General features: G+C 51.3%; 24 protein-coding genes and 1 pseudogene. 10 read left to right on the forward strand and 15 right to left on the reverse strand.

Annotated elements, in window-relative coordinates:
* Nucleotides 1-195: 195 nt before the first annotated feature.
* Entirely contained in the window at nt 196-1,149 is a 954-nt protein-coding gene (gene ydgH, locus LCF41_RS11355; RefSeq protein WP_225084712.1) for a DUF1471 family protein YdgH, read from the forward strand.
* Between the two features lie 164 nt (nt 1,150-1,313).
* On the opposite strand, the gene kdsA is transcribed toward ydgH, so the two are convergent.
* The 6 genes from kdsA to hemA form a co-directional block, all read right to left on the reverse strand.
* A complete protein-coding gene (kdsA, locus tag LCF41_RS11360) occupies nt 1,314-2,168 on the reverse strand; it encodes a 3-deoxy-8-phosphooctulonate synthase (protein ID WP_180740953.1) in 855 nt (284 codons plus the stop codon).
* Between the two features lie 75 nt (nt 2,169-2,243).
* Entirely contained in the window at nt 2,244-3,053 is an 810-nt protein-coding gene (gene sirB1, locus LCF41_RS11365; protein WP_225084713.1) for an invasion regulator SirB1, read from the reverse strand.
* A gap of 2 nt (nt 3,054-3,055) precedes the next feature.
* Entirely contained in the window at nt 3,056-3,457 is a 402-nt protein-coding gene (locus tag LCF41_RS11370) for a SirB2 family protein (RefSeq protein WP_225084714.1), read from the reverse strand.
* A gap of 5 nt (nt 3,458-3,462) precedes the next feature.
* Entirely contained in the window at nt 3,463-4,308 is an 846-nt protein-coding gene (gene prmC / locus LCF41_RS11375; RefSeq protein ID WP_225084715.1) for a peptide chain release factor N(5)-glutamine methyltransferase, read from the reverse strand.
* Nucleotides 4,308-5,390 (reverse strand): peptide chain release factor 1, encoded by a 1,083-nt coding sequence (prfA, locus tag LCF41_RS11380; protein ID WP_015840345.1) that lies wholly within the window; start codon nt 5,388-5,390, stop codon nt 4,308-4,310. Before prfA ends, prmC begins: the two co-directional genes overlap by 1 nt.
* A gap of 45 nt (nt 5,391-5,435) precedes the next feature.
* Complete coding sequence (hemA, locus tag LCF41_RS11385; protein WP_225084716.1) at nt 5,436-6,692, reverse strand: glutamyl-tRNA reductase; 1,257 nt, start codon at nt 6,690-6,692, stop codon at nt 5,436-5,438.
* A 232-nt stretch (nt 6,693-6,924) separates the two neighbouring features.
* Between hemA and lolB the strand changes: the two genes are divergently transcribed.
* From lolB to prs, 3 genes are all read left to right on the forward strand, one after another.
* Nucleotides 6,925-7,548, forward strand: a complete 624-nt coding sequence (gene lolB, locus LCF41_RS11390) for a lipoprotein insertase outer membrane protein LolB (protein ID WP_225084717.1) — start codon at nt 6,925-6,927, stop codon at nt 7,546-7,548.
* Between the two features lie 3 nt (nt 7,549-7,551).
* A complete protein-coding gene (gene ispE, locus LCF41_RS11395) occupies nt 7,552-8,424 on the forward strand; it encodes a 4-(cytidine 5'-diphospho)-2-C-methyl-D-erythritol kinase (protein ID WP_225084718.1) in 873 nt (290 codons plus the stop codon).
* A 137-nt stretch (nt 8,425-8,561) separates the two neighbouring features.
* A complete protein-coding gene (gene prs / locus LCF41_RS11400) occupies nt 8,562-9,509 on the forward strand; it encodes a ribose-phosphate diphosphokinase (RefSeq protein WP_010274915.1) in 948 nt (315 codons plus the stop codon).
* 159 nt (nt 9,510-9,668) lie between these two features.
* On the opposite strand, the gene ychH is transcribed toward prs, so the two are convergent.
* A complete protein-coding gene (gene ychH / locus LCF41_RS11405) occupies nt 9,669-9,938 on the reverse strand; it encodes a stress-induced protein YchH (RefSeq protein WP_205946528.1) in 270 nt (89 codons plus the stop codon).
* Nucleotides 9,939-10,252: 314 nt separating this feature from the next.
* Between ychH and pth the strand changes: the two genes are divergently transcribed.
* The gene (gene pth / locus LCF41_RS11410) at nt 10,253-10,840 is read left to right on the forward strand and encodes an aminoacyl-tRNA hydrolase (protein ID WP_225084719.1); all 588 of its coding nucleotides are present in this window, start codon (nt 10,253-10,255) and stop codon (nt 10,838-10,840) included.
* 129 nt (nt 10,841-10,969) lie between these two features.
* Nucleotides 10,970-12,061 carry a redox-regulated ATPase YchF gene (ychF, locus tag LCF41_RS11415; protein WP_225084720.1) on the forward strand — a complete coding sequence of 364 codons (1,092 nt, stop codon included), beginning with the start codon at nt 10,970-10,972 and terminating at the stop codon, nt 12,059-12,061.
* A gap of 177 nt (nt 12,062-12,238) precedes the next feature.
* Here the strand turns inward: ychF and LCF41_RS11420 are convergent, their stop codons facing one another.
* Together LCF41_RS11420 and LCF41_RS11425 are read right to left on the reverse strand one after the other, a co-directional pair.
* The gene (locus LCF41_RS11420; protein WP_225084721.1) at nt 12,239-12,517 is read right to left on the reverse strand and encodes a hypothetical protein; all 279 of its coding nucleotides are present in this window, start codon (nt 12,515-12,517) and stop codon (nt 12,239-12,241) included.
* 56 nt (nt 12,518-12,573) lie between these two features.
* Nucleotides 12,574-12,861: a sulfatase-like hydrolase/transferase gene (locus tag LCF41_RS11425; protein WP_250160533.1), complete on the reverse strand. Its 288-nt coding sequence runs from the start codon at nt 12,859-12,861 to the stop codon at nt 12,574-12,576.
* Nucleotides 12,862-12,884: 23 nt separating this feature from the next.
* Between LCF41_RS11425 and LCF41_RS11430 the strand changes: the two genes are divergently transcribed.
* On the forward strand, nt 12,885-13,427 hold the full coding sequence (locus LCF41_RS11430) for a sensor histidine kinase (protein WP_225084723.1): 543 nt from the start codon (nt 12,885-12,887) through the stop codon (nt 13,425-13,427).
* A 20-nt stretch (nt 13,428-13,447) separates the two neighbouring features.
* On the opposite strand, the gene LCF41_RS11435 is transcribed toward LCF41_RS11430, so the two are convergent.
* Together LCF41_RS11435 and LCF41_RS11440 are read right to left on the reverse strand one after the other, a co-directional pair.
* The gene (locus LCF41_RS11435; RefSeq protein ID WP_225084724.1) at nt 13,448-14,524 is read right to left on the reverse strand and encodes an MBL fold metallo-hydrolase; all 1,077 of its coding nucleotides are present in this window, start codon (nt 14,522-14,524) and stop codon (nt 13,448-13,450) included.
* Nucleotides 14,525-14,771: 247 nt separating this feature from the next.
* A complete protein-coding gene (locus tag LCF41_RS11440; RefSeq protein ID WP_225084725.1) occupies nt 14,772-15,365 on the reverse strand; it encodes a hypothetical protein in 594 nt (197 codons plus the stop codon).
* Nucleotides 15,366-15,865: 500 nt separating this feature from the next.
* Here LCF41_RS11440 and LCF41_RS11445 point away from each other — a divergent pair.
* Both LCF41_RS11445 and LCF41_RS11450 read left to right on the forward strand, forming a co-directional pair.
* A pseudogene (locus tag LCF41_RS11445) lies at nt 15,866-16,345 on the forward strand (RNA ligase family protein); the annotation flags it as partial.
* Nucleotides 16,346-16,827: 482 nt separating this feature from the next.
* Nucleotides 16,828-17,559 carry a hypothetical protein gene (locus LCF41_RS11450; RefSeq protein WP_225084727.1) on the forward strand — a complete coding sequence of 244 codons (732 nt, stop codon included), beginning with the start codon at nt 16,828-16,830 and terminating at the stop codon, nt 17,557-17,559.
* Nucleotides 17,560-17,655: 96 nt separating this feature from the next.
* On the opposite strand, the gene LCF41_RS11455 is transcribed toward LCF41_RS11450, so the two are convergent.
* On the reverse strand, nt 17,656-18,018 hold the full coding sequence (locus tag LCF41_RS11455) for a hypothetical protein (RefSeq protein ID WP_225084728.1): 363 nt from the start codon (nt 18,016-18,018) through the stop codon (nt 17,656-17,658).
* A 110-nt stretch (nt 18,019-18,128) separates the two neighbouring features.
* On the opposite strand from LCF41_RS11455, the gene LCF41_RS11460 reads away from it, so the two are divergent.
* Nucleotides 18,129-19,337 carry an IS256 family transposase gene (locus LCF41_RS11460; RefSeq protein ID WP_225084729.1) on the forward strand — a complete coding sequence of 403 codons (1,209 nt, stop codon included), beginning with the start codon at nt 18,129-18,131 and terminating at the stop codon, nt 19,335-19,337.
* Between the two features lie 20 nt (nt 19,338-19,357).
* Here LCF41_RS11460 and LCF41_RS11465 read toward each other — a convergent pair whose 3' ends face one another.
* The 3 genes from LCF41_RS11465 to LCF41_RS11475 all read right to left on the reverse strand — a co-directional run bounded on the left by LCF41_RS11465 (nt 19,358) and on the right by LCF41_RS11475 (nt 22,263).
* On the reverse strand, nt 19,358-19,744 hold the full coding sequence (locus tag LCF41_RS11465; RefSeq protein WP_225088155.1) for a VOC family protein: 387 nt from the start codon (nt 19,742-19,744) through the stop codon (nt 19,358-19,360).
* Nucleotides 19,745-19,797: 53 nt separating this feature from the next.
* Nucleotides 19,798-20,598, reverse strand: coding sequence for a histidinol-phosphatase (gene hisN / locus LCF41_RS11470; RefSeq protein ID WP_225084730.1), 801 nt, complete (start codon nt 20,596-20,598; stop codon nt 19,798-19,800).
* A gap of 234 nt (nt 20,599-20,832) precedes the next feature.
* A complete protein-coding gene (locus LCF41_RS11475; protein WP_225084731.1) occupies nt 20,833-22,263 on the reverse strand; it encodes a 6-phospho-beta-glucosidase in 1,431 nt (476 codons plus the stop codon).
* Nucleotides 22,264-22,421: the final 158 nt, after the last annotated feature.

Raw genomic sequence — 22,421 nt, forward strand, 5'->3', positions numbered from 1 at the left:
TTATGATGGCAAAACAATCATTAACCGTTATTATTAGCACTTTTCTTGTTCAGAGCCGAAGCATTACGGCTTTGCAGTCCTGCTGAAAATGCTAAAGCACAAGAATTTATTCCGTGCGATAATCAGCCCTATTCCGTTACAGGTTGATTGCTATACCTAAATAATTCGAGTTGCAGGAAGGCGAAAGGATTTTTTATGAAGCTGAAGACTACTGTTATTGCGTCCACGTTATTGTTATCACTCTCGGCATTTTCAGCGCAGGCTGCACAGGAGCTGACGCCTGATCAGGCAAAATCCCTGCAACCCTTTGAACGAATTACGTTTAAGGGACGTTTTAACGCGATCAATGAAGCGGTTGCAGCAGCCTCAACGCGCGCTGACAAATTGGGTGCAGAGTCGTTTTATGTGCAAGCTATGGATGACGCTAACTCGAGTGGAAACTGGAATGTCACTGTCGACCTGTATCGCAAAGATGCGCCAAAGGCGAATCAGGATAACCAATTCCGCACCTTCTACGGCGTGAAAGAATTGCCAAAGGATGTTGCTTATTCGCTGGAGCCGTATGATACGGTAACCGTTGGTGGCTTCTTTCGCAGTCAACCGGATGTGAACGACGCCATTGCGAAAGCGGCAAAAGAGAAAAATGCTGATTCGTTCTACATCGTCCGTCAGGTTGATGTGAACTCGAATAGCGCTAACCAGAAAATTACAGCCTACATTTATAAAGCCGACGCACCGAAGCGCCAAACTCAGAGCACCGATGTCATCCCAGCAGATTCTGATGCAGGCCGTGCAGCGCTGGCTGCTGGTGGTGCGGAAGCCGCCAAGGTCGAGATTCCTGGTGTCGCCAACTCCGGGAGCCCTAGCCGCAATGTAGGTAATTTCTTTGAAACGCAATCGTCAAAAGGTGGACGTTACACGGTAACGTTAACAGATGGTTCCAAAATTCAGGAACTGAATAACGCTACGGCGGCGCAAATGGTGCCTTTCGATTCAATTAAGTTCCGCGGTAACTACACCAATATGACACAGGTGTCCGAAGCCGTTGCTAAACGTGCGGGCGAGAAAGGTGCCAAGTACTACCACATCACCAGACAGTGGGAAGGCAAAGGCAACAATATGACCATCAGCGCCGACCTCTATAAATAACAACGGTAGCGCTGCATTGTAGAAAACGACGAATATGATAAACACAAAACCCGCGATATCGCGGGTTTTTTTATGGTGAGCTTCCTGCCCGCCGCCGCAGGCGACGTTGAAAAACGTTCCCTACGGTTTTTTATGTCAGTAATCAATCGACGGTAAGCAGAGGATTACTTACTGGTATCCAGCTCTGGGAAGTTTTTCACCAGATCGTCAATCGCCTTGATCTGTTGCAGGAACGGCTCCAGCTTATCCAGCGGCAGCGCAGACGGGCCATCGCATTTTGCATTCGCGGGATCCGGGTGAGCTTCAATGAATAGCCCTGCCAGACCAACAGCCATACCGGCGCGCGCCAGTTCCGTCACCTGCCCACGACGGCCACCGGACGCGGCACCAAACGGGTCGCGGCACTGTAGCGCATGCGTAACGTCAAAAATCACCGGCGAACCGTTAGAAACCTGCTTCATTACGTTGAAGCCGAGCATATCAACAACCAGATTGTCGTAACCGAAGTTGCTGCCGCGATCGCACAGAATGACCTGATCGTTGCCACCTTCGATGAACTTATCGACGATGTTACCCATTTGCCCCGGGCTGACGAACTGCGGTTTTTTCACGTTGATTACCGCACCCGTTTTCGCCATCGCTTCCACCAGGTCAGTTTGACGTGCCAGAAACGCAGGAAGCTGGATCACATCAACCACATCGGCAACCGGCTGCGCCTGATGTGCTTCATGCACGTCAGTGATAATTTTCACGCCAAAGGTCTGTTTCAGTTCCTGGAAGATTTTCATCCCTTCTTCCAGACCAGGACCACGGTAAGAGTGAATTGAAGAACGGTTAGCCTTATCGAATGACGCTTTGAACACGTAAGGAATGCCCAACTTCTGCGTGACCGTGACGTAATGCTCACAAATGCGCATTGCCAGATCGCGTGATTCAAGAACATTCATGCCGCCAAACAGCACAAAAGGCAGATTATTGGCGACGGGGATATCCCCTATCTTGACCACTTTATTCGTCATACTTTTACCTTCATGTCGGGAAATAAATTAACGCTGCATTACTGCAAAACGGGTTCTTAATGTAAGACTGTTTTTTTAATGCAAGACAATCTGTTTCTGCTCTATCGAGTGAATCTGTACTTTTATCATTTCACTCACCGGGTCTTCCGGGCACTGTTCAACGAAATAGTTGAGATCGGACAGCGCAATATGGTCGCAATCCAGCTGTGCATAAATCAGGCCACGATCGCGAATTTCGTACGGATCGTCTGGGTCAAATTGCAGCACCGCTTCGCTGGCTCTTAACGCGAGTTCCATCTGTTTTTCTTCCATCAGCGCAACTTTCAATGTGTCGAGCATTTTACGCACGATCAGGACGTTCTCTGCTTCATCCAGATCTTCATCTAGCAGGCGAGTTGATGGGCCGATATTACCTTTCAACCACACTTCCAACACATGCTCACTCAGCGTATCGCCGTTTAGCGGGTTAATCAGCCACATCTCTTCGTCGAGCCAGTCAGCACGTAGGATCAGTTGGGTTGGGAAAATGACGGGCATCAGCGGCAGGCCGAGTTCATTGGCAATATGCAGGAAGATGACGCCAAGTGACACGGGCAGACCCTGACGAGAGTCAAGCACCTGATCGAGCCACAGTGCATCAGACAGGCGATAAACCCCGCCCGCACCGCCGAATCCCCAGGTGTGATAAAACAGCTCAATCAGCTTTTCAAGCTGAAGATCTTGCTCAAGATCGTCAGGAATAGCGGCTCGAGCGTTCTCAACCAACTGTTGCAGATTTTGCCGCACATCCTGAGCGGGAAAGTCGCGGCGAATAGCCTGTGAAACCAACACGACACCATCACTTAGCAGCGACTGGTTGAATTCAAAATCAGCAATAGCACTCATAATTATTCCATCAGCAACGGTGAATGAGTCAGAGCCAGCAGCACGACCCCACCAAAGCATATTAAAGCAGATACAAACGCCAGCCAGCGAACGTTCTGGCTACGGGGGCGTTTCCCCAAGGCGATCGCGCCAAGAAGGATATAAATAATAACGCCAAACAGCTTTTCCGTCAGCCAGCTTTGCTCGGGAGTAAACGGATAAGTGTGGCTAAGCGTGATTAAACCAATACCGCTGATTAATAACAAGGTATCGTTAATATGCGGCAGGATTTTTACCCAGCGCTGTTGCAGCAACGCTGATTGCCGACACAGCCAGAAAAAACGAATAATAAACAGAGAAATACTGATGCCAACCGTTGCCAGATGCAGATATATCGTGGCTGGGTAAAGAGTTATCACGTCCATTGCTCCTAATGCGTTGGCGCATCCAACCAGCGTCCTAATGACACCCGGTCATTGCCACCATAGTCCTGACAGGTTTCTATTTGTGTGAATCCGCGTGCCTGCAAAAGCTGACGCACTGCCTCAGCCTGTTGCCAGCCATGTTCCAGCAGCAACCAGCCACCGTTCTCTAAATAATGCGGGGCAGATTCAATGATGGTGCGTAAATCCGCCAACCCGTTGTCGGCGGCAATCAACGCGCTGGCCGGCTCAAAACGAACATCGCCCTGCGACAGATGCACATCATCCGCATCGATATACGGTGGATTACTGGCGATGAGCGCAAAGCGCGTTTGATCAAGCGGTGAATACCAGCTTCCTGACAGGAAACGGGCGTTGCTGAGCCCCAATTGCCGGGCATTTTTCGTCGCTAACGCGACAGCGTCTGGTTGAACATCAACGCCCGTCACCCAGCAATCGTGCCGTTCACTGGCCAGCGCCAGCGCAATTGCCCCAGTTCCAGTGCCCAAATCCAGTACGGCACACGGCGTTTGAGGCAGGCGCAGCAGCGCCTGTTCGACCAGGCACTCGGTATCGGGGCGAGGAATCAGCGTGGCCGGCGACACGGCCAACGGCAGTGACCAGAACTCACGCTCGCCAGTCAAATAAGCGATAGGTTCGCCCTGTTCACGGCGCGCCAGCAGTTCAGCTAATTGCTGCTGTTCAACCGCGTTCAGCTCAGTTTCACCAAACGCCAGAAGGAACGTGCGGGGCTTGCCAGTTACAAAACCCAGCAAAATTTCCGCATCTCGCTTTGGGCTTTCTCCCGCCGCAAGCTGAGTTGCGGCAGAGAGTAACCAATCCTGATAGGTCATTATTCCTGCTCGGACAGCGCAGCAAGCTGATCGGCCTGATATTCCTGCACAACTGGCTGAATCAGCGTATCCAGTTTACCTTCCATGACTTCATCCAGACGGTAAAGCGTCAGGTTAATACGGTGATCGGTCACCCTTCCCTGCGGGAAATTGTAGGTACGGATGCGGTCAGAGCGATCGCCGCTGCCGAGCAGGTTACGGCGAGTTGACGCTTCTTCCTGCTGACGTTTCTGCACTTCTGCCGCACGAATACGCGCCCCCAGCACAGACAGCGCTTTGGCTTTGTTTTTATGCTGTGAACGCTCGTCCTGACATTCCACGACAATACCGGTTGGCAAGTGAGTAATACGGATGGCGGAGTCGGTGGTGTTAACGTGCTGACCGCCCGCGCCAGAAGAACGGAAGGTATCAATACGCAAATCCGCCGGGTTGATGTCCGGCAGTTCCGCTTCCGGTACTTCCGCCATCACGGCGACCGTACAGGCCGACGTATGAATGCGCCCTTGAGACTCCGTGGCAGGAACACGCTGCACGCGATGGCCACCGGATTCGAACTTGAGTTGACCGTACACGCCGTCGCCAGAGATTTTAGCGATAACTTCTTTATAACCGCCATGTTCGCCATCGCTGGCGCTCATCACCTCAACGCGCCAGCGGCGTGATTCGGCATAGCGGCTGTACATGCGAAACAGATCGCCGGCAAAAATCGCAGCTTCGTCGCCGCCTGTCCCCGCACGCACTTCCAGAAAACAGCCGCGCTCATCGTCGGGATCTTTCGGCAACAACAGCACCTGGAGCTGTTGCTCCAGCGCTTCAATTGTCGCTTTACCCTCTTTCAATTCTTCCTGCGCCATATCGCGCATTTCAGGATCGTCCAGCATCATTTCTGCGGTCTGTTGATCCTCTTGCGCCTGCTGCCATTGCTGGAAACAGCGAGTAATATCAGTGAGCTGAGCATATTCTCGCGACAACGCGCGAAAACGATCCATATCAGCGATGACGCTGGGCTCACCGAGTAACGCCTGGACTTCTTCATGGCGTTCTTGTAACGCTTCCAGTTTAGCAACAATAGAAGGCTTCATGCGGGCGGTTAAATCCTGTAGTAGAGATAAATATAGAGATGAATGCTAGTCCAGCCCAAGGCTGTCACGTAAAATTTGTAACCGATTTTGGTCACCGTCACGAGCGGCTTGCTGAAGAGATTTGGTCGGCGCGTGAATCAGGCGATTGGTTAAACGGTGTGTCAGTTCCTGAATCACCGCTTCAACGTCATTGCCTTGTTGGATGGCAGCCAGCGCCTTGGCCGTCATTTCCGCACGCAGCTCATCGGCCTGAGCGCGATAATCGCGAATGGTCTCCACCGCTGACTGCGCACGCAGCCAGGCCATGAAATCGGAGCTTTCCTGCTGCACGATGGATTCGGCCTGCACCGCTGCCGCTTTGCGCTGCGCGAGGTTATGCTGAATAATCGCGTGCAGATCGTCCACGCTGTAGAGATAAACGTTCGGTAATTTGCCGACTTCCGGCTCAATATCACGCGGAACTGCAATATCCACCATCAACATTGGCTGATTCCGTCTCGCCTTCAGCGTCCGTTCCATCATCCCTTTTCCGATAATCGGCAGCGTACTGGCCGTTGAACTGATCACAATGTCAGCCTGAACGAGTTGTTCATCCAGCTCGGCTAACGTGATGACCTCTGCGCCCACTTCCGTTGCCAGCGCCTGAGCGCGTTCACGGGTTCGGTTTGCGATCACCATTTTCTGTACATTGTGCTCACGAAGATAGCGTGCGACCAGTTCAATGGTTTCTCCGGCACCAACCAGCAGCACCGTAACATCTGCCAGTGATTCAAAGATCTGCCGCGCCAGCGTACAGGCGGCAAAAGCCACCGACACCGCGCTGGCACCGATATCCGTTTCCGTACGAACGCGCTTGGCCACGGTAAAAGATTTCTGGAACAGCCGCTCCAGCTCGCTGGACAGGGAATGACCCCGTTGTGATTCGGCAAACGCTTTCTTCACCTGCCCCAAAATCTGTGGTTCGCCTAACACCAGCGAATCCAGACCGCTGGCCACGCGCATTAGATGACTAACAGCGGCGTTATCCTGATGCCAGTACAGACTGCCGTTGACCTCTTCCGGGCGCAATTGATGATATTCACACAGCCAGCGAATCAGCTGTTCACGCTGGTTTTCCTGTTCGTCAACGCTAAGATAGAGTTCTGTACGATTGCAGGTAGACAGCACAACACCGCCCTGCACCAGCGGTTGCTGTAGCAGACTGTCGAGGGCCACGCCTAATTTATCTGGTGAGAACACAACACGTTCACGCAGAGAAACCGGTGCGGTTTTGTGATTAATACCAAGCGCAAGCAGGGTCATTAGGCTGTTTCTGAGTAATACCGGTCTTAGTATGGATTTCGTTTAAGTCGCATTCTACTTGATGCAGGGGAGCAAGAAAAGCGACAGCGCGCGATACACCTCGTCTGAGGTAGTCACTTTTTGACAAAAAACAATAAACACCATTAACGAATAACAACCATTGACGCTGAGCGGTAAGCCCGTTAGCGTGACGTATTTCACGAACTTCGTTCATTTACAGGATACGACCGACATGCCAACCCAAACCGTCCGATGCCTGCGTTTACTGCCTTTAGCCAGCCTGTTGCTAGCCGCCTGTAGCGTTCATCAACCCACTCAAACGGGTAAAAGCCCCACCTCACCAGAGTGGCAACAACATCAGCAAAAAGTACAGCAACTCAGCCAATATCAGACTCGCGGCGCTTTTGCCTATATCTCCGATAGCAAAAGAGTATCAGCCAATTTTTTCTGGCAGGACACACCGCCACAGCGTTATCGGCTGCTGCTGACCAATCCACTCGGCAGTACCGAATTAGAACTACGCGCCCAGCCTGACGGCGTGCAAATCACTGATAATCAGGGCAAGCGTTACGTGGGGAAAGATGCCGAATACATGATCCAGCAACTCACCGGTATGTCGATCCCGCTGAACAATTTGCGCCAGTGGATCCTCGGTATTCCAGGCGATGCGACCGAATTCACGTTGGATGAACGCTATCTGCTGAAAACCGTCACCTATCGTCAGGGTAATCAAAACTGGAATGTCAGCTATCAGAGCTACAACACCGAGCTGACGCCTCCGCTCCCAACCAGTCTGGAACTGGTTCAGGGTGAACAGCGTATTAAGCTGAAAATGAATAACTGGATGGTTAAATAAGCGATGCAACCGACGGTTATCGAGACATGGCCTGCCCCCGCCAAGCTGAATCTGTTTCTTTATATTACCGGTCAGAGAAAAGATGGGTATCACCTGCTGCAAACGCTATTCCAGTTTCTGGATTACGGTGACACCCTGACGATTAGGCCACGTGATGACGACCAGATTAACCTGCTTACCCCCGTGGATGGCGTAGAGAATGAGCAAAACCTGATCGTCCGCGCCGCACGCTTATTACAGCGGCACTGCGAATGCCATGATCTTCGTCCTGCCCGGTTCGGCGCAGATATCAGTATCGACAAATGTCTGCCAATGGGCGGCGGACTGGGCGGAGGCTCATCCAACGCGGCTACCGTTTTGGTCGCCCTTAATCATTTGTGGCAAAGCGGGCTGAGCGTTGATACGTTGGCCGAGTTGGGACTGCAATTAGGTGCGGACGTTCCCGTGTTTGTTCGTGGACATGCCGCCTTTGCCGAAGGTATTGGTGAACAGCTCACTCCCGCGAATCCACCAGAGAAATGGTACCTGGTGGCGCATCCTGGCGTGAGTATCGCCACACCGTTGATCTTCGGCGATCCCGAGTTGACGCGTAATTCGCCAGTTCGTGATTTAGAAACTTTATTAAACCAGACCTTCGTCAATGATTGTGAAGCTATCGCAAGAAAACGTTTTCGTGAGGTTGAACAGCTACTTTCATGGCTGCTAGAATATGCCCCGGCGCGCCTGACTGGAACGGGGGCTTGTGTGTTTGCAGAGTTTGACACCGAGTTCGCAGCCCGTCAGGTGCTTGACCAGGCCCCGGAATGGCTAAACGGTTTCGTCGCGCGAGGCGTTAACGTCTCTCCGCTGCAACGTACGCTTTCCGGGCAACTTTAGGTTTTGCCACACACCGGCTGCCATGCGGCCAGTCTGTAGCAAACTTAATTCATACACCCGTATGCATATTGTGCCTGTTGCTTGTCCCTGCCCGGCAGGCGCAATATTTCTCTGGACGCAAGCCTGAGGTTCTTCTCGTGCCTGATATGAAGCTTTTTGCTGGTAACGCCATCCCGGAACTAGCACAACGTATTGCCAACCGTTTGTACACTAGCCTTGGCGACGCCGCTGTCGGTCGTTTTAGCGATGGCGAAGTCAGCGTGCAAATCAATGAAAATGTACGCGGTGGTGATATTTTCATCATCCAGTCCACCTGTGCACCCACCAATGACAACCTGATGGAACTGGTTGTGATGGTCGATGCTCTGCGTCGCGCTTCCGCGGGACGTATTACCGCTGTTATCCCCTACTTCGGCTATGCCCGTCAGGATCGTCGTGTGCGTTCCGCACGTGTGCCAATCACCGCGAAAGTCGTTGCTGACTTCCTGTCCAGCGTCGGTGTTGACCGTGTTCTGACCGTTGATCTGCACGCTGAGCAGATTCAGGGGTTCTTCGATGTTCCAGTAGATAACGTATTCGGTAGCCCGATCCTGCTGGAAGATATGCTGCAACAGAATCTGGAAAACCCGATTGTGGTTTCTCCTGATATCGGTGGCGTTGTGCGTGCTCGCGCCATCGCTAAACTGCTGAACGATACCGACATGGCGATCATCGACAAGCGCCGTCCGCGTGCCAACGTTTCTCAGGTGATGCACATCATCGGTGACGTCGCTGGCCGTGACTGTGTACTGGTTGACGATATGATCGACACTGGCGGTACGCTGTGTAAAGCGGCGGAAGCGCTGAAAGAGCGTGGTGCTAAACGCGTATTCGCTTACGCTACACATCCGATCTTCTCAGGCAATGCTTACGAGAACATCAAGAACTCTGTCATTGATGAAGTGATTGTCTGCGATACCATTCCGCTGGCGGAAAACATTCGTTCACTGCCGAATGTTCGTACGTTAACGCTGTCTGGGATGTTGGCCGAAGCGATTCGTCGTATCAGCAACGAAGAATCTATTTCTGCGATGTTTGAACATTAATCGCTGCTGACCGAGTAACCGCTCGCAAACGCTGATGAAGCCACCTGTAACAAGGTGGCTTTCTTATTTCTATCACGATCAAAAACAAAAAACCGCCATAGCAAAGCTACAGCGGCTCTCATGTTCAATTTTCATTAACGCCTATGGCGCCATTAACGGTTATGGGTGACGCTGGCGGCGGCAACGCTTATCAAAGTGTTTAACCCACCAATAACGGTCTGCGACTTCCTCACGCCCGCTAATACGTGCTCCCACTAACCAAAATATTGCGCCAGAAAAAATACCGACCAGATCAATATAAGTCATATATTCAGGGACATTCAGTTTAGGGAATTGGCTGGCGATGGAAAAGCCAATACCGCCAATCATCAGGATCATACCAAGCCCCATCAACATGTTACCCAATACTGTCACGTTTTTACGTTTCATCTGCCACCTCCAGATTAATTCTGTGGATGAATCGGAGTGCCATTACCGCTGACTTTCTTATTATTGATGTAATTATAGACAATAATGTGCATGGATGATTGCGGGAGGGATCACAGATAAAAGGAATGATTAATATTTTTTTACGTTTAAACAAATAAATAGACAAAAATCCGAATAATCACATTACTAAACAAATAACATTGTACTTACATTCCAACACCGCGATTTGGTTATCTACCACACGGTGTGTAAACTAGCGCTTTCGTTTATCACGCTACCCTGCTTAAGTGTAAGCACGTAATCTGGAATATACCGTGAGCAGCATTAAATTAATTGTCGGCCTGGCGAATCCCGGTGCTGAATATGCCGCCACCCGCCATAATGCGGGCGCCTGGTTTGTCGATCGGCTGGCGGACGCTTACCGTCAGCCGCTGAAAGAAGAAAGCAAATTTTTTGGTTACACGTCTCGCCTGAATCTGGCTGGTCAAGATGTACGCCTGCTGGTTCCCACCACGTTCATGAATCTGAGCGGCAAGGCCGTTGCGGCAATGGCCACGTTCTATCGCATCCAGCCTGATGAAATCCTGGTTGCCCACGATGAACTGGATTTATTACCGGGGATTGCCAAACTTAAACTGGGTGGCGGACACGGCGGCCACAACGGGCTGAAAGATATCATCAGCAAATTGGGTAACAACCCAAACTTCCACCGTTTACGCATTGGTATCGGCCATCCGGGCGATAAAAGCAAAGTGACTGGTTTTGTGCTGGGTAAACCACCGGCAAGCGAACAGACGCTGATCGACGATGCCATTGATGAAGCCGTGCACTGCACAGAAATTCTAATGAAAGAAGACATGATCAAAGCGATGAACCGTTTACATGCCTTCAAAGCGGCATAATCTGGTCAGAATACGGATGGTAGATCGAGATAAATCGCCATTCCGTGTATAATCGGCCGAAATATTTCCATTCTGACAGACGATACACAGTAATCGTCTGATTAATAAGTTATTTAAGGTGATATAAACATGGGATTCAAATGCGGTATCGTTGGGCTGCCTAACGTCGGTAAATCCACACTGTTCAATGCGTTGACCAAAGCCGGCATCGAAGCGGCCAACTTCCCGTTTTGTACCATCGAGCCGAATACCGGCGTCGTGCCGATGCCCGATCCACGTCTGGACAAACTGGCTGAAATCGTTAAGCCACAGCGTATCCTCCCTACCACTATGGAATTTGTTGATATCGCGGGTCTGGTAAAGGGCGCGTCCAAAGGTGAAGGCTTGGGTAACCAGTTCCTGACCAACATCCGTGAAACCGAAGCTATCGGGCACGTTGTCCGCTGCTTTGAAAACGACAACATCATCCACGTAAACAACAAAGTTGATCCGGCCGATGACATCGACGTCATTAACACCGAGCTGGCGTTATCTGACCTCGATACCTGTGAGCGTGCCATTCACCGCGTGCAGAAGAGAGCCAAAGGTGGCGATAAAGATGCGAAAGCTGAACTCGCCGCGCTGGAGAAATGCTTACCGCAGTTGGAAAACTCCGGGATGCTGCGCTCACTGGATTTAAGCGATGAAGATAAAGCAGCCATCAAATACCTGAGCTTCCTGACGCTGAAACCAACCATGTACATCGCCAACGTCAACGAAGACGGTTTTGAAAATAACCCGTACCTCGATAAAGTGCGCGAAATCGCTGCCGCTGAAGGTTCTGTCGTCGTGGCCGTCTGTGCCGCTGTTGAATCAGATATCGCGGAACTGGATGACGCTGACCGCGAAGAGTTTATGGCTGAGTTAGGTCTGGAAGAACCGGGACTGAACCGCGTTATCCGCGCGGGCTATGAACTGCTGAACCTGCAAACCTACTTCACCGCGGGCGTGAAAGAAGTTCGTGCATGGACCATCCCTGTCGGCGCTACCGCCCCGCAGGCCGCGGGTAAAATTCACACCGACTTCGAGAAAGGCTTCATCCGCGCCCAGACTATCGCCTATGAAGATTTCATTTCCTACAAAGGTGAGCAAGGCGCGAAAGAAGCCGGAAAAATGCGTTCAGAAGGCAAGGACTACATCGTAAAAGATGGCGACGTCATGAACTTCCTGTTTAACGTCTAAATAGCTTCTGTTGTCTCATGAGGCGCACTGCAACCTCGTGAATATCACAAAAATCCACGCAACTGCGTGGATTTTTGTTTTCATGGCGTCTCATGAAGTCATTCGCATCGTCTTTCCTTTGTCTCACCTCACTACAGCGCAGCAAAAAATGAAGCTGCGCTGGAAACTGACAGTGACTCAGGAACGTTGAAGGGAACGGTACTTATCGCCCGCCGGCGGTACAGAGATGACTACCGTTTTTTGCACACAATCCTCAACCACCTCGATCGAAGAGGAATATGGCGTACCCAGTTTGTTGGCACCGAGAATAGCCGGGATGTCTATACCTCGGTCAGCAAGCTCACTCATTGCAGACGCTGGCAAAAGCTGAGCAAGGATATTTACGGCGAATGTAGGAACGTCAAAACTTTTTTCCAGAGTTCCAGCAACGAATTTTTCCACGTTGATTTTTGACACAAGCTGCTCCTTGTATGGGGGAATAGGCTAACGGCTAAGTTGCAACGAAACTCACATCAGCTCGCGACATGGCGCGAACACATCCAGTTCGGATTGGTACACCCTGCTTTGAACAGCAAACAGGCCAAGCCTGGAATAGTAAAATTGTCGTGGCTATAGTCTTTGTTCTCCGCGTTATTGCGCAGACAGGTGAGATTGAAGCCGGCATCTTGCACAAATACCGGTGAGAACCACATCACCATAGGCACCTGCATTCGCTCTTTGGACGCAATAAGGTAAGGCGTGCCGTGTAGATAGATACCCCGCTCTCCCAACAACTCACCATGATCGGAAAGGTAGATCATGGCTACCTCGCGACAGTCACCTGATGCCAAGCGCTGAACGTATCGTGCGCACTACGCAGGAAATGCAACGCCAGTTGACTTGCCTGTTGCTGCTCTCGCGCGATCCGCAAACCCTGCCTCTAGCCGATGTGCCTCTACATCCATTATTCGAGGAATACATTACGCGATGCCAACCCTGGCTGGCAAAAAAGCCCGTAACACTGGCGCTGGATGCGCCGCAAAACGCCCATCTGCACACCAATGCCGAACTGGCGCGCAGCGTGGTCTGGAACCTGCTGCGTAACGCCTGCCAATACACGGATGAAGGTGAAGTACGTATTGCACTGCATGGCACGACGCTGGTTATTTCTGACACCGGCCCGGGCCTGCCGCCCAGCATCGATCCGCAACAATTTCAGCGTTTTTTGCCCAGCGCACGTCAAAATGGCGAGGGGCTTGGTTTATCCATCGTACAACGTATTGTGGAACATCTGGGTTGGCACATGACGGTCGAAAGCTCAGAAAAAGGTTGTCGCTTTACGCTAGAAATGTGTCGCGCGTCGTCTATTCACGCATCATTACCCTAGCAGTGCATGATATGAGCTATTTAATCATTCAGATCCCACCACTGGCTAAACGTCTGCTGCGGGTTATCAACCTGAACGCGCTCACCAATGCGGGGTGTCATCAGTCGCCAGTCCTGGTTTTGGCTGGCCTGCGAAATACGCGCCAGCGGGTCATTCCAGCGGTGGTGCGCCAGCTTAAATTTGCTGTTATGACTCGGTAGTACCGCTTTAGCCTGTAAATCACTGGCGGCCAGTGCGCTCTCTTCCGGCGTCATGTGAACGTAGGGCCAGTCCCGATCGTACTGTCCACATTCCAGTATCGCGATATCGAATCCGCCCAGACGCGCAGCAATTTCTTTGTAGTGTGCGCCATAGCCGCTGTCCCCACCGAGATACAGGCGATGTTGTGGCGTGATCAGCGCAAACGAACCCCACAGCGTTTGATTATGCTTGAGGAGTCGGCCGGAAAAATGCTGTGTCGGGAGCACATGGATTTCCACCCCGTTCTCTTTCAGGCTGCTGAACCAGCCGCCTTCCGTAATGTCTTTCTGTGGGAAGCCCCATTTTACAAAGTAGGAACCCACACCCGTTGGCGTGACAATGCGGCGGATTTTCCCGCGTAACGCGTTCAGCGTGGGGTAATCCAGATGATCCCAGTGATCGTGGGTAATCAGCAGGTAATCGATAGGGGGAACATCATCCGGTGAATACACATTGCTGCCCTTGAAGGCGACATTGGTACGCGGCACTGGCGAAGCATTGTCGCTAAATACCGGATCCAGCAGAAAGGTTTTTCCTTCCAGTTGAATAAAGTAGCTGGAATGCCCCATCCAGATGATGACGTTATCCGTTTTCTTTAACTGATGCAGATCGGTTTTTTCCGACGGCAAGGGAGTGTCTGGCAACGCGCCAGCGTCTTTCTCGAAAAGAAAGCGGTACAGCAGTGCGAACCGGTTCTGGTTCCCTACCGTCGGACGAGCAACCGGGTTGTGAAACGCGCCATCGCGAAAGAGTGGGTTTTCCGGCTGGGGTTCTACCTCTGGTGTTACATACTGCGGCTGCTTTAACCAGCCGTAAACGGCGACTGCAATCACAGCCAAAACGAGTAACAAAAGCATAGCGTTTATCCGGTGTTGTTTCGTAATGAAGTCGTTTCGTGGTGAATACGGGTTCGTAATGATGCTGTCAGGAATCGACTTTCTGGCACCGGCAGTTATGCACGAACGCCAGGAATCTGGCAAGGGCGTATCAGGGGATTTTTGGTGCAAAAAAAGCGAAGGCGCGCTAGCCTCCGCTCTTGGGTTCTGATGAGAAATCATTACAGTCTGTCACCGATGATGCCCATTCTGGTGCATCAGGCGTGTATTATTTTTTCAGCGCCAGCAGCGTTTTTCCCATCCCGATAACGAATTCATTCTGCTGCCCGATGACCTTATGCAGCCCGGCTTCATCCTGAATATTATCGACCGTATTAATGGCCTGTACTTCCAGCACACGTCCTTTAATCAGCGTTGAACACAGCGAATGCAGGACTTTGTTATTTAGGATCGTTTGTAAACAACGATAAGGCGTTGCATCGTCAATGTTTCCCGCCCGCTGATCGGGTTTGATGCGCTGGCGCAGCATCTCTTTTTCCGTGCTGGCAATCACCGCGTCCAGATCGCTGGGCGTCGAAGCAATGGGAATGGTGCCCTTGCTGTTTGCCGGTAGCATATACAGGGAAACCAGCGCCTTATTGCCTGTAGTAGGATCGACATATTCGGTCTGAACCATGTGGTTTGCAGCATCGACCACTTTTTCTCGCTGAATCATGTTCAACAACTGCGTCGGTAATGCATCGGTAAGATCCTGCGTGGTATAGCCGACAAACAAATCTGGATCTGTTGTCTCTGCGACACCATAGAGCGGCAGCGCCAGTAACAGGCCAACAATCCCTTTCTTTATCACACTGATTTTCATTATATTCCTCGACGATTCATTGTGTGCTCTCCCCTATCCCACTACGCGTTATTCTTCGCTCGCTGATGTGGATAACCTCAGGCGTTTTTTATCACGTTTACGCGCAACAACGCATTCTACAACAACAGGAAAGCATAGCATTTTTTATACAAAAACTTGTTGTCGGAGGATTCCTTCGCTAGAATCGCGCCGTTTACTCACCCCTATGTGTCATTTGGAGCCCCAAAGTGCCCTGTACGTCAGCCTCCCACTAACCGCCGACGACTGCATTAAGCAGCCTCGATTCGGCGCAGTCTGCGCCAGCGTTGGCTGCGGTACGAATTCCCTTCTTTCCCCGCGATTGTGCGGAGCAAAGAACGAATCTCCCGCTTCCTCCCCCGCGACTCTGACCTCTGGAATGCCAGCGGCCAGCTATTGACTCGCGCCAGAACACGTTCGTCGGCCCTCTTTTTTTACCGTAGATGGGCCTGGCTGCGCCAATAACGCAGCAGGCGAAAAATATGAATTTACATTCAATACCGTTATTAAAATATCCGCGTACCCCTCATCTGGAAGGTTCGCGTTTACAGTCCGGCGATGATGGGTCGGACCAAATTGCTCTGAAAGCGCTGGCAGGCCGCTATGTCGTTATCGAAGAAAAGATCGACGGCGCGAACAGTGGTGTGTCCTTCAATGAAACGGCGGAACTCTTGCTCCAGTCGCGCGGCCATTATCTGGCTGGCGGCTCGCGGGAACGGCAGTTCAACCAGTTCAAGCTTTGGGCCACCGGGCACGAAATGCGTTTTCTTGAGCTATTGGAAGACCGTTTCGTGATGTACGGCGAATGGGCTTACAGCAAGCATTCCGTGTTTTACGACCGTTTGCCGCACTATTTTCATGAATTTGATATTTACGATCGTCGTGACGGCATTTTTTTATCGACGGCACGCCGACACGCGATGCTGGCCGGTTCGCCCGTGTTGTCTGTTCCGGTACTCTGGGTACAGGCGAATCGGCGCGGTTTACCCGTGGTTTCTTTCGACGATGCGCGAACCGAGTTGGGATTGAAACACGGCGAAAACGAAGGAAAAGCGGTGCAAGAACAATTAACATCGTTGCTACCCACCGGCACTCGCGTGCCGACGGTGCTCACAGATCGCGGCTTCACACAGTTCGATGCACTGTTCCATTGGGAAGATTGATAGCCTAACCCAGAATGGAAATGTGGTAACCGAGAGCTTGTTGTTGCTGGTAGATGGTTGTCCAACTTTTCTGTAGTGTGCGGGAAATAGATAGATAACTTCCGAGCCGTTGGTTGACGGTTAGCTACGGCTATGACCTTCACGATTAAGTAATGTATTTGGGAATAATTGACACGTTGGTAAATTAGGAAGGGTTTTTCATAGTTACCCTTATATATCGGACTGATATCATGAAAATAATATATCTCTGAGGGGCTTTTCATTTTGGGTAGGGATAAAACATGGAAACGTTGGTAAAAGCGTATATACAAATACTGAAGGGGCTTAACGCCCGGTCATTCAACCTACAGGAGGATAAATACTCTGGCGTATTTTTACCCGCTCCCTCCGATGAATACTGGCGATCCACCGTAAAAATCATGCTGATTGGGCGTGAAACAGCAGGCTGGAATACCTTAAATGGGAAGAATACTATTTCCCGTGTCCTGGGACTTATACCCAATGTTACCACAGAGCAGGTGGTTGAAGAGGCTATAACTCGTTATAGGAAGCACCTGACGGAGACGCTTAATCTCAAATCACGTAGCCGCTTCATACAGTACCATTTCCGACTAGCTAGTGAGTTGAACATTGCCCCTCAGGCGATCCTATATGCCAATCTACTAGCGTGGGATTACAACGGTCAAACACCACTACTTCGCCCTCATGAAGAACTTCAACAGGTGATATCCACCTCACTGAGTCTGTTGGCTGCACAGATCAATCATCTAAAACCTGACTTCATAATATTTGCATCAGGAGCCAGAAGAACTGACTACATCATCAAACGGTTGCTGACTGAGTATCTGGATGGTTATGAAACTTTATCCGTCACGTCTGGGAGGCTATGGGAATTTAAAGCGGGTAATGCTATTTGTTTCAGAATAGCTCATCCAAGGGCTACGTATGGACATCAGAAGTTCAGAGAGATGGTAATTAAGCGGATTAAAGACGTCTGCGACCAAGGTCGATAGATGCATCAAAGGTTATGAAAATTTGATTCAATGCCACACCAGAGGAATACCGACAAGGCGGCACGGTTCTCTATGTTAGAAGCGATACGTCCAGTTTTACATCACTATATTGCATTGTGTTCTCGTTTCATCCTTGAGGGGCTTGAACTCGAACAGCGCGAACACCAGAGGGATTTTAAATCCCCCTGCGGCCTGAGAAACCTGACATTGCCTTTCTTCAAGCACATCAATGCAGAGTAACGCCGTTTGTGGGCCGTCGCGTTCCGCCGTAGAGAGCCACTCTTGCACTGCAAGATAACGCGAATCCGGCGACCACAGCATGTCTTTGCCGAAAACGCGATCTTCAAGGGCTTTCCCGTCGATGGATAGCGAAAAATAAGGCGGGCCAAACCGAATTTCACCGATACAAACCAGTACCGCGTTATGTTGTTGATCGAATGAGGACAGTTTGTGCAGCATAGGAAAAAATTCCAAATCAGTCTGATGTTATCTCAATCGAGCCTGTACATAAATTTGTGTAATTGCCTGATTTTGATATGTTCAATCCAACATCAAAAGCAGGTTAATTTATGGACGAAAAACAATTACAGGCACTGGCTAACGAACTGGCCAAAAATCTTAAAACACCTGAGGATCTCAGCCAGTTCGATCGCCTGCTGAAAAAAATCAGTGTTGAAGCCGCCCTTAATGCTGAAATGTCCCACCATCTCGGGTACGAGAAAAACCAGCCCAAAGCGGGTCTTAACGCACGTAACGGTTATTCCACAAAAACTGTCATTACTGGCGATGGCCCGCTCGAACTGCGTACTCCGCGAGATCGTGATGCCACATTCGAACCTCAACTGGTGAAGAAAAATCAGACCCGGATAACCAGCATGGATAACCAAATCCTGTCGTTATACGCCAAAGGCATGACTACCCGAGAGATCGTCGCGACGTTTAAGGAACTGTATGACTCAGATGTGTCGCCGGCCCTGATTTCAAAGGTCACGGACGCAGTGATGGAGCAGGTTGTTGAATGGCAGAATCGGCCGTTGGATAGCCTTTATCCCATTGTTTATCTTGACTGTATTGTCCTTAAGGTCCGTCAGGATAGTCGTGTCATCAACAAATCCGTGTTCCTGGCCTTGGGCATCAATATCGATGGTCAGAAAGAACTACTGGGTATGTGGCTGGCGGAAAATGAAGGGGCGAAGTTCTGGCTGAATGTGCTGACTGAGCTGAAAAACAGAGGTCTGAACGACATTCTCATCGCCTGCGTTGACGGTCTGAAAGGCTTCCCTGACGCTATCAATGCGGTCTATCCGCAAACCCGCATCCAGTTGTGTATAGTCCATATGGTGCGCAACAGCCTGCGCTTCGTCTCATGGAAGGACTATAAGGCCGTCACTCGCGACCTGAAGGCGGTTTATGGGGCCGCGACGGAAGAAGCGGCGTTGCAGGAGCTGGAAACATTCGCCAGGGTCTGGGATGAGCGCTACCCGCAAATCAGCCGGAGCTGGCGTGCAAACTGGGCGAATCTGTCAACATTCTTCGCGTACCCGAGTGACATCCGTAAGGTGATTTACACGACCAATGCCATTGAATCACTGAACAGCGTCATCCGGCATGCCATAAAGAAACGCAAGGTGTTCCCGACAGATGACTCAGTAAGGAAAGTGGTGTGGCTGGCAATACAGTCGGCATCAAAAAAATGGACGATGCCGATCCAAAACTGGCGGCTGGCGATGAGCCGCTTTATTATCGAGTTCGGTGACCGCCTGGACGGTCACTTCTGAGAAATGGCATTTACACAGAATCATGTACAAGGTCTCTCAATCAGATTACCATCAGGGTCGCGGAGGATCGCTTCATAAAAACCGTCTCCCGTCATCCGAGGTTGAGCAACTAAAATGCCGCGCTCTGCGGCTTTGCTGACCAATGCCTCGACATCCGCCTTGCTCCCGACCGAAATCGCGACGTGCGCCCAGCCGCAGCCTTCTTTATTGGCTAAGGCTTCCGCCAACACCGGCAGCGTCATCAGTTCAATAGAGGCGCCTTCACTCAGTTGAACGAAATGCGATTCAAAACCGGGGCGATTCCGGCTCACATATTTTTCCCCCACCTGCGCGGCGAAGAACTCTTGCCAAAATGCCGCCTGCGCGGCCAGATCGGTCGTCCATAGCGCAACGTGTGGCACTTTCATCATGATTCCTTCTTAACAACCATCGTTTTTCATATCGTCTGGATGGGTCGCGGCTATGACCGCGTTCCGTTCAGAATGGCTAAAACCTGTTGATGCAATGCCGGATCACCGGTCGCGACAACGGTGCCCCCCGCTTCCGCTCGCTGCCCGTTGAGATCGGTGATGATGCCACCTGCCTGCTCAATAATCGGGATCAGCGCGACAATGTCGTAGGGCTGCAATGCAAATTCCACGCAGATGTCAATCTGACCTGCTGCCAGCATCGCCATGGCGTAACATTCTCCGCCATAGCGCGTCATCAGCGTGGTTTCTGCTAGTTCTGCGAAGTGAACCGCCGGGTGCATGCTCAGGGCTTCTGGCGCCGTAGTGTGAAGAATGGCCTGTTCGAGCGACACACCTTTACGCGTGCTTAAACGAACGTCCCCATTGCGGTCGCTACGCCAGGCCTGTGAACCCTCCGCCCAAAAGCACTCCCCGGTAAACGGCTGGCTCATCATCCCCATCACGGCACGTTCATGATGCAGCAGACCGATAAGCGTTCCCCACACGGGTAAGCCACACAAGAAAGGTCGGGTGCCATCGACCGGATCCAAAACCCAACGCACCGGGCCTTCCCCGCTCAGGCCAAATTCTTCGCCCATAATCGCGTGATCGGGATAACGACGCGTGATGTGCTCGCGGATGACCCGCTCAGCCTCCCGATCGGCTTCTGTCACCGGATCAAAACGGAAACCTTCTTTTGGCTTCGTCTCAATTTGGTTTGCGGTAAGGGAACGAAAACGCGGTAACGTCTCCTGGCTGGCTAGCGTGGCGAGTTCATGGAAAAAGGCAATATCGGGAAGTAACTGGCTCATGGTGTTTTACCTTCCTATCGCATGGGTATAACGGTGCCGGTAGGCATTGAAGAGGATTAATGATAACGCTCATTAATGCTCGATGATGAGTTATTTTGCGTAATTACATCGCTCGATTATGCACAAAGACATCGGCAACCACAATTCACATTCTTATGGTCTGGATAAAAAAATAGCCCCCAAACGTCTCCGTCAGGGGGCTAGAGTAGGCATCGCTGGGCGATCTTATTGCCTTTAACTCAGGTCGGCACCGTTGCTGGCAATCACCTTCTTATACCAGTAGAACGATTTCTTTTTCTTTCTGGCTAATGTGCCTTCGCCTCGGTCGTCGCGATCGACATAGATGAAACCATAGCGTTTGCTCATCTCACCGGTGGAGGCGGAGACCAGATCAATGCAGCCCCATGAGGTATAACCGATGACCGGAATACCGTCGCCGATGGCGTCCGCCATCGCACTGATGTGCTCACGCAGGTAGCTAATGCGATAGTCGTCATCAATCTCGCCCTGTGCGTTAATCTCGTCCTTCGCGCCCAGTCCGTTCTCGACCAAAAACAGCGGTTTCTGATAGCGGTCATACATCATGTTCATGGTGATGCGCAGGCCCAGCGGGTCGATTCCCCAGCCCCATTCACTTGCCTTGATGTGCGGGTTCTTCAGCGATTTAACGATGTTCGCCGCACTGCTGTTGTGCTCGTTCATATCCGCCGACGCACAGCGGGAGGCGTAATAGCTGAAGGACACAAAATCTACCGTGTTCTTGAGAATCTCATCATCGCCCGGCTCTGACGCAATCGTGATGCCCTTCTCTTTAAACAACCGGCCGGTATACGCCGGATAGGTGCCGCGCGCCTGCACGTCGATAAAGAATAGGTTCTCACGATCTTTATTCAGCGCCGCCCAAACGTCTTCCGGTTTGCACGACCACGGATAGAAATTACCGCCAGCCAGCATACAGCCGACCTGATTTTCTGGGTTAACGTCATGCGCAATCTTCGTCGCCAGCGCGCTCGCCACCAGTTCATGGTGCGCGGCCTGATATTTCACCTGTTCCTGATTTTCACCATCGGCAAACACTAGCCCTGCGCCAGAAAACGGGCTATGCAGCAAGATATTGATTTCATTGAACGTCAACCAATATTTCACTAACCCGTCAAAGGCTTCAAAACAGGTGCGGGCGTAACGCGCAAAGAACTCCACCATTTTCCGGTTACGCCATGAGCCGTATTCGGTGACCAGATGCATCGGCACATCGAAATGGCACAGCGTTACCAGCGGCTCGATGTTGTATTTCTTGCATTCGGCAAACATATCGCGATAAAAGGCGATGCCGTCTGCGTTGGGCGTCAGCTCATCCCCATTCGGATAGAGCCGACTCCAGGCGATGGAGGTACGGAACACTGTGAACCCCATTTCCGCCATCAGCGCGATATCTTCTTTATAGCGATGATAGAAATCGATCGCCTGATGGCTGGGGTAAAACTCATCCTCGCGCAGCGCGAAACGCGGTTCTTGCCCCAGTTTCACCGGCAGACGATTCACGCCGTGGGGAATCATATCTACCGTCGTCAGCCCTTTACCGCCTTCAAGGTACGCGCCTTCTGCCTGATTGGCCGCAATCGCGCCCCCCCATAAGAATCCATCGGGAAATGTTGATGCAGACATACGCTCTTCTCCTTCGTACTTCATTTAATGAGTGCTTAATTTAATTCGTATTCGGGTGCGGAAACCTCATCACCCGTACTCATAACCATCGCTTAAGGATCGAGATACCGGGGCTACCACGGCGTGAGGCATCCCTGCGGGAACCTCATCGCCGTGTT

Source organism: Pectobacterium colocasium, assembly GCF_020181655.1.
Lineage (GTDB): Bacteria > Pseudomonadota > Gammaproteobacteria > Enterobacterales > Enterobacteriaceae > Pectobacterium > Pectobacterium colocasium.